General features: G+C 71.1%; 11 protein-coding genes. 5 read left to right on the top strand and 6 right to left on the bottom strand.

Features of this window, described 5'->3' with window-relative positions; translation table 11 throughout:
• Positions 1-320 precede the first annotated feature (320 nt).
• Positions 321-1,247: a type IV toxin-antitoxin system AbiEi family antitoxin domain-containing protein gene (locus tag A605_RS14730; RefSeq protein WP_015399895.1), complete on the top strand. Its 927-nt coding sequence runs from the start codon at positions 321-323 to the stop codon at positions 1,245-1,247.
• Between the two features lie 65 nt (positions 1,248-1,312).
• Here A605_RS14730 and A605_RS02305 read toward each other — a convergent pair whose 3' ends face one another.
• The 3 genes from A605_RS02305 to A605_RS02295 are packed head-to-tail and all read right to left on the bottom strand — an operon-like array spanning position 1,313 to position 3,599.
• The gene (locus A605_RS02305; RefSeq protein ID WP_015399894.1) at positions 1,313-1,933 is read right to left on the bottom strand and encodes a malonic semialdehyde reductase; all 621 of its coding nucleotides are present in this window, start codon (positions 1,931-1,933) and stop codon (positions 1,313-1,315) included.
• A gap of 55 nt (positions 1,934-1,988) precedes the next feature.
• Positions 1,989-2,996 carry an o-succinylbenzoate synthase gene (locus tag A605_RS02300; RefSeq protein WP_015399893.1) on the bottom strand — a complete coding sequence of 336 codons (1,008 nt, stop codon included), beginning with the start codon at positions 2,994-2,996 and terminating at the stop codon, positions 1,989-1,991.
• Positions 2,997-3,005: 9 nt separating this feature from the next.
• Positions 3,006-3,599 (bottom strand): peptidase E, encoded by a 594-nt coding sequence (locus A605_RS02295; protein ID WP_015399892.1) that lies wholly within the window; start codon positions 3,597-3,599, stop codon positions 3,006-3,008.
• Positions 3,600-3,671: 72 nt separating this feature from the next.
• Here A605_RS02295 and A605_RS02290 point away from each other — a divergent pair, with 72 nt between their 5' ends.
• The gene (locus tag A605_RS02290) at positions 3,672-3,986 is read left to right on the top strand and encodes a 4a-hydroxytetrahydrobiopterin dehydratase (protein ID WP_015399891.1); all 315 of its coding nucleotides are present in this window, start codon (positions 3,672-3,674) and stop codon (positions 3,984-3,986) included.
• 25 nt (positions 3,987-4,011) lie between these two features.
• Positions 4,012-4,947, top strand: coding sequence for a 1,4-dihydroxy-2-naphthoyl-CoA synthase (locus A605_RS02285; RefSeq protein ID WP_015399890.1), 936 nt, complete (start codon positions 4,012-4,014; stop codon positions 4,945-4,947).
• Here A605_RS02285 and A605_RS02280 read toward each other — a convergent pair.
• On the bottom strand, positions 4,944-5,591 hold the full coding sequence (locus tag A605_RS02280) for a DUF6226 family protein (RefSeq protein ID WP_015399889.1): 648 nt from the start codon (positions 5,589-5,591) through the stop codon (positions 4,944-4,946). The genes A605_RS02285 and A605_RS02280 overlap by 4 nt on opposite strands.
• A gap of 123 nt (positions 5,592-5,714) precedes the next feature.
• Between A605_RS02280 and A605_RS02275 the strand changes: the two genes are divergently transcribed.
• Both A605_RS02275 and menE read left to right on the top strand, forming a co-directional pair.
• Positions 5,715-6,155, top strand: a complete 441-nt coding sequence (locus tag A605_RS02275) for a DoxX family protein (RefSeq protein ID WP_015399888.1) — start codon at positions 5,715-5,717, stop codon at positions 6,153-6,155.
• A 75-nt stretch (positions 6,156-6,230) separates the two neighbouring features.
• A complete protein-coding gene (gene menE, locus A605_RS02270) occupies positions 6,231-7,361 on the top strand; it encodes an o-succinylbenzoate--CoA ligase (RefSeq protein WP_015399887.1) in 1,131 nt (376 codons plus the stop codon).
• Here menE and A605_RS02265 read toward each other — a convergent pair whose 3' ends face one another.
• Together A605_RS02265 and A605_RS02260 are read right to left on the bottom strand one after the other, a co-directional pair.
• Positions 7,362-8,882 carry a DEAD/DEAH box helicase family protein gene (locus A605_RS02265; RefSeq protein WP_015399886.1) on the bottom strand — a complete coding sequence of 507 codons (1,521 nt, stop codon included), beginning with the start codon at positions 8,880-8,882 and terminating at the stop codon, positions 7,362-7,364. It lies immediately after the preceding gene.
• Entirely contained in the window at positions 8,869-11,565 is a 2,697-nt protein-coding gene (locus A605_RS02260) for a hypothetical protein (RefSeq protein ID WP_015399885.1), read from the bottom strand. The genes A605_RS02265 and A605_RS02260 overlap by 14 nt, the downstream gene beginning before the upstream one ends.
• Between the last annotated feature and the right edge of the window lie 55 nt (positions 11,566-11,620).

Below are 11,620 nucleotides of genomic sequence, written 5' to 3'. Positions count from 1 at the left end.
CTTCGGCCCGGTGAAGGAGATGCCGGGCCGGACCGCGGGGTTCCTGACGACCTCGGTGGCACAGTTCCGTCCGGTCCGTGCTCCCTGTGACGAACCCATACCGCCTGCAGCGAAACCATCGACAAAATCCCCCGGGCCGGTAGGTGTTCACCACCATTCCGGGGTGACGAACCCACCGAGGTGACAAACCCATACCGCCTGCAGCGAAACCATCGACAAAATCCCCCACCCCGGTAGATGTTCATCACCATTCCAGGGATCTGATGGCACCCGATGGCAGTCCAATCCAGGTGACCGCACCAGGAAACCGGAAGGCCGCCATGACCAAGCGATGGACGACAAAAGAACTCCACGAACAGGGACTGACGTGGCGCGACATCAACGCGCAACTCGATGAGGGCAAGCTCTACCGCCTCAGCCGCGGGATCTACACCACCGAGAAACCAGACCCGGAGGAAGCGCTGCGCGCACTGCAGCACCGCCATCCGGGAGTTGTCTTCTCCAGCGTCACCGCCGCGGGTGTTTACGGGCTCACCGAGATCACCGCCCCTGCGCTCGGGCTGCTGCCTCACGGCTCCCAGCCGATCACCAACGCCGCCCTGCGCGCCCGTTCCTCCCGTCGACGACGCAGGAGGAGGCTGCGCGGGATCAACGTGGACACGCCGGTGGCCACCGTGGCCGCCTGCCGTGAGCAGCTCGGCTTCTGGAAGGCCGTCCGCTTCCTGGAGACCAGCTACAGCGGCTTACGCGCCTCCGGGGAGTTCGACCGGGACGTCGGCGAACTCGGCCGGGCCGACAGGAAGAGACTCGTTCCGGTCCTCCGGCACACAGTCATCGGGGCATCCTCCCGAATGGAGCGGCTGTTCATCAATGACCTGCACCGGTACGGGCTTGAGCCGATCCCGAACTTCCGGCTCGGCCCCTACCACTGGGACGTGGGGCTGCGGCGCGGGACGACGGTCGTGGATCTCGACAGCCGGAAGTTCCACGCCCCCGATGACGCCGGGCGTCGATACCGGGAGTTCATCGTCGACCGGTGGAAGACCAACCACGCCATCCAGTCGGGGTGGGCGGGACTGCGCTACACCGACGACTGTCTGCGTCTGGTCCGTGACCAGGCCATCGAGCAGATACGGCGCACCGTCGAACACCGCAGCCGACGACCTGGGTTGCGCCGCTCCCCTGCCCCGGTGCCGGGGATGCACGAGAGCGGGATCTGGAGGTTTCATCCGGAGCTCTTCGACTGATCCGCCCCGGGAAATGCGGAACGGGCGTGGCCCCGATTGGAGGCCACGCCCGTCAGATAGAAGCGCTAGAGCGTCTCGACGACCTCATCGAAGGAGAGGCGGGGCAGGCGGTCGTAGAAGGCGCCCTCCGCGGCGGGCTTGCCCATGTTGATGGCGACCAGCACACGGTGACGACCGTCCGGGAAGAACTCCTTGGACAGACCCTCGGCGTCGAGACCGGTCATGGGTCCGGCGGCGAGACCGGCGGCGCGGATGCCGATGATCGCGTAGCCGACCTGCAGGCCGGCGTTGAGCTCGGCCATGCCGACGCGGGAGGCCTCGTCGGCGGCGAACATCTCGCGCATGCCGGCGACGTGCGGGAAGACCTTCGGCAGCTCGTCGTGGAAGTCGATGTCGGCGGCGAGCAGGACGGTGGCCGGCGCGGCGGCGGTCTTCTCCCGGTTGCCCTCGGCCATGTGCGGCAGCAGGCGGGCCTTGGCCTCCTCGGAGCGGATGACCACGACGCGCAGGGGCTGGGCGTTCATGGCGGTCGGGGCCCACTTGACCAGGTCGAAGATCGCGTTGATCTGCTCGTCGGTCACGGGCTCGTCGGTGAAGGCGTTGGCGGTGCGGGCCTCCCGGAACAGGAGGTTCTGGGCCTGCCCGTCGAGGAGCAGCGGGTTCTGGTTCTCAGCGTTGCTAGTCATAATTACTACAACCTTAAACTAAGTCGACCCGTTCCCCAAGCTCCCGTGAGCCCGATCACCCCAGGTAACCGTACGCCTCGCGCACGCGCTCGAACCACCAGTCGCGGCGGTCGGCGGGCGCCGCGAGCGTCGACAGGCGCGCCGGGCCCGGGACCACGGGGGAAACAGACATGCGCCCGTCGACGATCTCGCGGGGTTCGGCGACATCCTCCAGGAACAGGCGCTGCGTGGCCAGTCCGGCGGCGGCCGGGGGCACGTCCATCTCGTCGTCGTCATTCAGTTTCGGCAGCGCCGCGACGGCCGCGAGTCCGGCGTTCATGCCGACGGCCGTGTCGAGCGCGCTGGCCACCGTGACGTCCATGTGCCGCTGCCGCAGGTGCCGCGCGATCTCCAGCAGTCGGCGCACCCCGCCCAGCGGGGCGACCTTGACCACGGCGACGTCGGCGGCCCGCTTCTCGGCGACCAGGTAGGGGTCGTCGGAACGGCGGATGGACTCGTCGGCGGCCACGCGCACGAACAGCCCGGCGCGCATCAGCCGCGTGCGCACCTCGGCGAGTTCGTCGACGGAGTGGCAGGGCTGCTCCAGATAGTCCAGCGGACCGAGGGAGCGGGCGGCCTCCAGCGCCTGGTCGACCGTCCAGCCGCGGTTGGCGTCGACGCGGATCACCGCGCCGGGCCGGGCCTCGCGCACGGCCTGCACCCGCGCGATGTCGTCGGAAAGCGTCTGGCCGGCCTCGGCGACCTTGACCTTGACGGTGCGGCAGCCGGGGTAGCGGGCGAGCACCTCGGGCACCTGCGCGGCGTCGACGGCCGGGATGGTGGCGTTGACCTCCACGGTCTCGCGCAGCGGCTCCGGGAAACCGGTCCACGCGGCCTCGACGCCGGCGGCGAGCCAGGCGGCGGATTCCTGCGCGTCGTACTCGAGGAAGGGGGCGAACTCGCCCCAGCCGGCGGGGCCGTCGATGAGCAGGGCCTCACGCGTGTCGACGCCGCGGAAGCGCACCGCCATCGGCAGGGAGACCACGTGGGCGCGGTCGAGGATGTCGTCCAGGGAAGGGATCATGCCCCAACCCTAGATAAGGCGGGTCCCGGACCCGTCGACGAGCAGGGCCTGGCCGTCACGCAGGAGGAGCAGCGGGAAGTTCTCCCCGTAGCGTTTCACGGTCTCGGCGTAGACGTCGATGGGGAATTCCGGGGCGGTGCCGGAGGCGTGCGGGAGAATCACATGTTCCGTGAGGCGCAGGCCGGTGTAGTCGGTCAGCCCCGGGGCGACGGTGGGCGAATCCAGCAGGGAGACCGGTTCGATGCTGGGGCCGGCGATCACGGATCCGGCGCTGGTGCCGATATAGGGCAGCCCGGCGCGCACGTGCCGGGTGAGGATCTCGTCGGCGCCGGTGGAACGGAGAACATGCAGCAGATCGAAGGTCTCCCCGCCGGCGACGTAGACCCCGTCGACCTCACCGAGGATCCGGTCGATCTCCTCGGGTGGGGTGGAATTCACTGGCAGTTCGACCAGGTTCAGGCCCTGGTCGCGGAGCATGACACGTTCCGTGTCGGCCCAGGGCCGGTCGGCGAAGGAGCGGGCGGCGTCAGGGACGTAGGCGAGCGTGCCGGAGACGAACTCGGGGACGCGGTCATGACCGAAGGAGGTCAGCAGAAGCCTCATGCCCCCCAGCGTAAGGGGAGAATTCCTCCGGCGGGGGTGTTATTCACGGCCATTGTGGCGGAGGATGGGGCCATGAGTGATCCGAAGCAGAAACTGACGCCCCAGCAGATCGAGGACGCCGCGCTGACCGGCTGGCGCCAGGCCGACCAGACCATCCGCGCCGAATTCGACACCGGTGACTTCGCCACCGGCCTGCGGCTGGTCAACCTCATCGGTGAATCCGCGGAGACCGCCAACCACCACCCCGACCTCACCCTGACCTACCCGTCCGTCGCCGTCACCCTGTCGAGCCACGACGTGAACGGCCTGACCAGCCGGGACGTCGACCTGGCGCGCACGATCAACCGGCATGCCGCGGAACTGGGCGTGGAGGCGAAGGAGGGCTGAGACCCGCCGCCCTAAGCTGGTGGCCATGGCATACAGCACAGACAACCCCTTCGACGCCTCTCAGTGGAGGACGGTCGAGGGTTTCGAGGACCTCACCGACATCACCTACCACCGGCACGTGGGCGACGAGCGCGCCGACGGCATGGTGCGCATCGCCTTCGACCGCCCCGAGGTGCGCAACGCGTTCCGCCCGCACACCGTGGACGAGCTCTACCGCACGCTCGACCACGCGCGCCGCACCCCGGACGTCGGCGTGGTGTTGCTGACCGGCAACGGGCCGAGCGGGAAGGACGGCGGCTGGGCGTTCTGCTCCGGTGGCGACCAGCGCATCCGCGGCCGCTCCGGCTACCGCTACGCCGAGGGTGAGACCGCCGAGACCGTCGACGCCGCGCGGGAGAAGGCCGAGGGCGGGCGCCTGCACATCCTCGAGGTCCAGCGCCTGATCCGCACCATGCCGAAAGTAGTCGTCGCGGTGGTCAACGGCTGGGCCGCCGGCGGCGGGCACTCACTGCACGTGGTCTGCGACCTGACGATCGCCTCGCGCCAGGAGGCCCGCTTCAAGCAGACCGACGCCGACGTCGGATCCTTCGACGCCGGCTACGGCTCCGCGTACCTGGCGAAGATGGTCGGCCAGAAGTTCGCCCGCGAGATCTTCTTCCTGGGCCGGACCTACTCCGCCGAGGACATGCACCGCATGGGCGCGGTCAACATCGTCGCCGACCACGGGGAACTCGAAGCCGAGGCCATCCAGGTCGCCCGCGAGATCAACGGCAAGTCCCCGACCGCCCAGCGCATGCTGAAATTCGCGTTCAACCTGACTGACGACGGGCTGATGGGCCAGCAGGTCTTCGCCGGCGAGGCCACCCGCCTGGCCTACATGACCGACGAGGCCGTGGAGGGCAAGGACGCCTTCCTGGAGAAGCGCGACCCGGACTGGTCGCAGTTCCCCTTCTACTACTAGAGCTGCCTGATGAGCTCGCGGGGCGACCACTCCCCCGCCCAGGGTGCGGCGGCGATCCGCCGGATCGCGTGATCGGGAGCTGGGCCGGAGCCCCGGAACGAGGTCCGCACCCCCATCTTCCCCGCCCCCACGCGGATCTCGAGGGAGCCGTCGACCGCGGAGAAGATGTCCTGGTCGATCGCCTCCAGCAGGTCCTCGGAACCGAAGTCGCAGCCGTCGCAGGCGCAGTCGGGATGTCCCGTGAGTTCCACCGGTGGCCGCCCCGCGGAGATCCGCAGGAACGTCGTCCCCTCGTTGTCGAGGACGTCGAAGACCAACGGCACCGCGCCAGGCCGGTGCGGGGTGAGTGTGCGCCGCTCACCCGCCGCCTCGAGTCGCGCCCACCCGCGGTCCAGGAGCACCTTCTCCCAGGCCGCCTCCCGGACGGCGACGATCGCATAGCGCCGGGTATCCGTCAACCGGCCGTAGGCCTCCTCGGGCAGGGGCCCGCCGTCGTGCGGATCCGGCCACCCGGGGGTGTGCGCGCCAGTGACGGCGAATGCCGTCTCGACGTCGTCGAGCAGGGCCACGGCGGCGTCGAGAAGCGGTGTGCCCGCCCCGCGCTCCCGCACCGAGGCGTTGTGCTCTGCCCACCAGGTCGTCATGGTCCGAGACTATCCGGGCGCGCTCATCGACGCCCCCGTCGCGGGCCCCGCGTTCACCCCCGACCAATTACTTTAATCTTTAAATTTTGACGCGTCACCAACCATAAGTTAGTGTTGCTCGCTATGACCGTATTCAACGACATCGCGAAGCTCATTGTCCGCATCATCCTGGGCGTCATCCTCATCGCCCACGGCTGGGACAAGTTCGGCATCACCGGCCTCGAGGGCATCACCGGATTCTTCGACAGCATCGGTGTCCCGGCCGCCGGCCTCGCCGCACCGGTCGTCGCCGTCGTCGAGATCCTCGGCGGCGTCCTGCTCATCCTGGGCGCCGCCACCCGGATCACCGGTGTCGTCGTCGCCCTGCTGATGCTCGGCGCCGCCCTCTTCGCCCACATGGGCGCCGGCATCTTCGTCGCCAACGGTGGCTGGGAGCTCGTCGGTGCGATCGGCGCCGGTTTCCTGGCGCTGGCCGCCGCCGGGGCCGGCCGCTACAGCGTCGACGCCCTCATCGCCCGTCGTCGCGAGCAGCCGCAGACCGCGCGCGAGCCGCAGACCGTTTAACCCCACCCCGGGGCGCCACCTCCCCGTTGAGGTGGCGCCCTTCGTCGTGTCCGCGGCCGCACTACGATCACAGCCATGAGCCGCACCCTCGATCCCCTCGTCGTCGACCCCCACAACCCCGCCGCCATCCTCCCCGACCTCGAGGCCGCCATCGCCGGCCAGCGCACGCTGCTGCCCGTCCCTGCGCAGGATCGGACCCGCACCACACTGCTCGTCAACTCGCAGCGCGCGGGCGGGCCCATCGCCGGGGACGTCGCCCTGGTGGTGGCCACCTCCGGCTCGACCGGCACCCCGAAGGGCGCGCAGCTGACCGCTGCCAACCTCGTCTCGAGCGCCGACGCCACCCACCAGTTCCTCGGCGGCGAGGGACAGTGGCTGCTGGCCATGCCCGCCCACCACATCGCCGGCCTCCAGGTGCTCGTCCGCTCACTGATCGCGGGCATCGAGCCGCTGTGCCTGGATCTCTCCGACGGCTTCGGTGTCCCGGACTTCGCCCGCGCCGCCGGAGAGCTCGCCGGCACCGGCGACCGCCTCTACACCTCCCTGGCCCCCCTGCAGCTGGCCAAGGCCATGGACACCCTCGAGGGCATCGAGGGCCTGCGACTTTTCGACGCCGTGCTGGTCGGCGGCGCCGCGCTCAACCCGCAGGTGCGCCGCGCCGCCGACGAACTCGGCATCCACGTCGTGACCACCTACGGCTCCTCGGAGACCGCCGGCGGCTGCGTCTACGACGCCCGCCCCATCCCCGGCGCGCAGGTCGAGGTCCGCGACGGCCGCATCCACCTCGGCGGGCCGATGATCGCGGCCGGCTACCGCAACCACCCCGACCACGAGGCCTTCGCCGAGCCCGGCTGGTTCGCCACCTCGGACGTCGGTGAGCTGGTCGACGGCCGTCTGACCGTCACCGGCCGGCTCGACGCGGTGATCGACTCCGGCGGGCTCAAGCTCCACCCGGAGGTCCTCGAGCAGGCGATGCTCGGCGTCGAGGGGGTCACCGGCGCCTGTGTGGTCGGGGTCCCCCACCCCCGCCTGGGGCAGGCGATCGTCGCCGCCTACTCGGGCACCGCCAGCCCGAGCGAGGTCATCGAGGGGCTCGACGACCTGCCGCGCTGGCAGCTGCCCAAGGAGCTGCGCCAGGTCGACACCCTGCCGCTCATCGGCCCCGGCAAGGTCGACCGGCAGGCCGTCATGACGATGTTCCGCTGATCAGGCCCCGGCATCGACGGAGACGGTTCCGCGGGCGAACGCCGCGATGATCTTCTGGTGTGTCTGCCGCGGCAGCTGGCGGAAGCCCGGCTCCCCGAAGGGGGTGCCGGGCCGCGCCGGCGCGCGGTCCAGCAGCTCGTCCAGCCCCTCCCGGGTCACCACCAGCAGACCGTGGGTAGCCCGGGTGCAGGCGACGGCCAGGCGGCCGAAGGCGGAGTTGAATTCGTCCAGCCGGGTGGCACCGCTGAGCGGGTGGAAGGCGACGGTGATCGCGTTCGTCTGCCCCTGCCACGAATCGACCGTTGAGGCCAGCAGGTCGCGCTCCCGCAGGCCGTGCCTCTCCCGCAGTCGTGCCACCATGTCGGTGGCGTCGTCGACGGCCTGGTTCCGGGTGGCCAGGATGACCACCAGCGGGTCGCCGTCGTCGGAGCGGTCGGGACCGTCGACAAGCATCTCCCCGGTGGGTGCGCCCGTGCCGTCGTAGTCGCGCGACTCCACCGTGAAACCCGCGGTGAACAGCTCGTCCAGCCATTCCTCCAGCCGGGCCATCAGCGGCAGATCCACGTCGGGGGCCTCGGAATCCGGCAGGCCGGTCACCTCGAGCAGCGTGGGTTGCCCGGTGCCCACCTGCTCCCACAGCGACGCGGACGCCGCACCGGATCCCACACGCACCACGCGGTCCCCCGGCGCCGCCACCGAGTTGAGCTCGCGCCAGTCCGGGTAGAACGCCCGCCACAGCGCCAGCGCCTCCCCCGGCGGGCGCCACACCGTCGGCAGCTCCTCCTCCCGGGTACCCGGCAGACCCGCGTACGCGGTGGGCCACGCCCGGTAGGGGTTGTGCCGCGGATCCCCGCGCCACGGGTTCTCGCCGATCTCCAGCGGCGGCAGCTGGCCGACGTCGCCGACCCCGACCGCCAGCGGCGCCAGCGGGTGGATGGCGTCGAACAGGTGGTGGGGCAGCTGCCACGCCTCGTCGATGAACAGCGCGTCAAACAGCGTGGCGTCCTCCTCCCCCTCGCGCAGCGCGTCGAGCAGGCGGTGCCGCTCACCCGGTGCCTTGAACTTGTGGGCGGTGGCGACGATGACCCGGGCGGTGTCCGGGATGTCCGCGGCGGAGGTCGTCACGGTGACCTGCTCCTCGACGCCGTCCGGCAGCCCGGCGGCGGCCGTCTTCGCCAGGTGCAGGCACACGCGTTCGCGCCCCAGCTGCCTGGCCAACCCCAGCGCCAGCGGCCGGATCTGGTTGTTGGTGAAGGCGGCCACCCCGATGAGGCGGTCCGGGTCCTGCTCCACCGCGGCGGTGATCAGACGCCGCAGGATGAACGACTTGCCGGCGCCGGCCGCGGCCTTGAGCAGCAGGTGGGTGGTGGCGCCGTCGGCATCGGGGGCGTCGGCCAGCGCCTGCAGGAGGGTGGCCTCCGCGGTGTCGGCCACCCGGGCGTTGCCGGCCGCCGCCTCCGTATGGTGCCGGGCCGCCACCGCGGTGTCCACCGGCAGAAATCGGATCTCACTCCAGCTCATCGACGGTCAGTCCTTCCGGGGCGGGGGTGACGGTCACGGTGACGGTGGCCGCCGTGGGTTTGTCGGCCGGGGCGACCTCGAAGCCGTCGGCGTCGCGGAGCGGGGGCCAGGCCTGCGGGTTCAGCTCGTTGCGCCCGCGGCGCAGGGCGAGCTCGTCCGCGAACTCCGCCTCGGCCACCTCGTGGGGCCGGCAGCACCACTGGTGCTCCTCCGGGTTCCCGGCGTAGGACTCCGGTTCACAGTCGGGCTTCGGCGCACCCAGCTCATCCCGGGCGGGACGGGGGATGTTGAACCACTTCTTCTTCGCGTCGAAGAAGTCCAGGTTCACGAGCACCAGCCGGTCGCCGACTGCAAGCTGCGGATCGGTCGCCGGGGACCAGACGAAGACGCGTGACGACGCCGCGTCGCCCACCGCGCTCAGCCCACCCTGCGGGAAGTTCTTCAGCTTCACCGCCCCCTTCATCAGCTCGATCTCCGCGGTGTCCCCCTCCACCCAGGCGGCACCATTGCGGCTGACCATGACCACCCCGGTGCCGTCGGTGAAGCGGCGGGAGGCGACCCGCAGTGTCAGCGGCTCCAGACCGGTGACCTCGGCGCTGGTCACCTGGCGGTTGCCGGCGTCGTTGGCCGCGTCCTGGGCCTGCAGCGGGCTGGTGAGGATGTCCACCTGCGCGGTACAGGTCGTGTCGGACTGGATGACGTCCACCAGCCGGTTGCGCCAGTACGGGTGGGTGCGGCCGAAGCGCACCAGGTCGGAGGCGCGGAAATCGCGGCGACGACGCCACACGGCCTGCGCGTCGCCCTCGAAGCTGCGCACCGCGGCGGCGAAGCGGGAGACCCCCACCCGCTCCAGCGCCCGGACCGCCTGATCCAGGGTCTTGGCCCGGTAGCGCAGCTCCGCCTCCACGAGCGAGGTGTACTCCGGTGCCGTCCCGTCAGTACGGCGCCGGTCGAGCGCCGCGTGGAGCTCATCGGAGGCCTGGTTGGACAGTCGCGCGCCGGGGGTGTGCACGGACCCCTCGATCTCCCGGGCCACCTGGCGGTGGTCGAGCACCTCCTCCGCGAGCGCCCACCGGACGACGTAGTCGAGGCGGCGTGCCAGCATGGCGGCCCCACCCGGAATGAAGTGCCGGTTGAGCACGCGAGTGGCGTCGACCACCGGCTGGCGGGTCTGCAGCATCCGGGCACGGTCCTGCTCGAGGAGGAAGGAGACGGCCGTGCGCGCCTGCGGGTCCAGCTCCCGCGGCATGACCGCCGGGTCGCCGTTGTAGGTGAGCGCCTCCCGTCCCATCTCCTCGTCCCGCCGCCACCGCAGGCGGCTCAGTTCCACGCCGGCGAGCAGGTCCGCCGTACTGGCCAGCAGATCCGAGGTCGCCTGATCCGGCACGACCACGTGCACCGGATCCGGGTCCGCCCCGGCGCGTGCCCGCTCCGCCATCGCCAACTCCAGCTCGTGGCCGATCATCGCCATGACCTTACGGCGGGTCGCGTCGTTCTGCGGTTCGGTGAACACCCGGAACTCCCACGGCGTCGGCCCGTCCGCGGTGTGCCGCCGGACGCCGAGTCCGTGGTAGCCGAGTGCCGCGGCGTCGCTTTTCACCGCCACCACACTGACGGTCCCCGCCGCCCCGAGCGGGTCGAGCCGCCGCTGATCCGAGTTGGCCACGCGGCCGTCGAGAGTGGCGCGCAGCCGCTTCACGGTGCTGGCCTTCGCGCCCGCGGGCGGCTGGTCACCGCGGAGGACGGGTGCCACCGACGCGCGTTCGGTCTCCGGCACGCCGATCTCCACCAGCAGCGCCTCCGGGTCCGCGGCGACCTGTAATTCCTGGCGGCAGTAGTTGAACAGCGAACACGACGGGCAGGTGTCCGGATCGAATGCGCCATGCAGGTGTTCCACCAGCTGCCGTGCGGAACCGGCCCCGGCCCCCTCCGCGTCCTCGGCGGCGGCGCGGCGGGAGTCGATCTGCAGCTGTACCTCGGTCAGGTAGTCACGCAGGTCCTCCACCTCGACGGCCGGCTGCAGGAACACGCTGCGGGGCACGGCGAGAAAGCCGTGCCGGCTGACGGTGAGCCCGGTCGGGAGGCCGTCCCACCGGTCGAAGGCGAGCGCGCCCATGGCCACCTGGAGGAAGCCCTTCATCAGGCGGGCGTCGTCGATGCGGGAGCGGATGCGTTCGTAGTCCTTCACGTCGCCGACGATCAGCGCCGCCCCCGTGCCGCGCGCGGCCACCACCACGAGATCGGGGTGCACGCCGGTCGCGTCGGCACCGCCCGGAACCCCCGGAAAGGGCACGGCCGGCTGGTACAGCAGCGTGGCCTCACCCTGCGCCGCCCGCTCCACGGCGGCCTCGAGCTGCCTCGCGGTGGTGTCCACGGACCCGCGGCAGTCGGCGGTGGCCACGGCCTCCGGTTCGGCGAAGCCCTCCCCGGCCCATCCGGTGGCCCGCGCGACCAGCTCCCCGGCGAAGGCCTCGTCGTGGCAGACGCGCTCGAAGGTCAGGGCCCGGGTCCACCGCGCCTGCGGGATACCCGAGGAGACGTCCGGGTGCCCCAGCTCGGCGGCCAGGGCGCGGCGCGTCGTGCCGGTGATGACGGGGTCGGTACCGCGGAATCGCCCGCAGTGGGAGTGGGCGGCCCAGGTGGCCGTCCCCGAACCGCCCCCGGTGATGATCGTGTCTGCCATGTGTCCCTCGTGCTCAGATACTGGTTCCTCCGAGAACACTACGGGCCGGGCCGAC

The sequence above is a fragment of the Corynebacterium halotolerans YIM 70093 = DSM 44683 genome (assembly GCF_000341345.1).
Classification (GTDB): Bacteria; Actinomycetota; Actinomycetes; order Mycobacteriales; family Mycobacteriaceae; genus Corynebacterium; species Corynebacterium halotolerans.
Note: the sequence above shows the minus strand (reverse complement) of the source record. Positions and strands in the feature narration are given on the sequence as shown.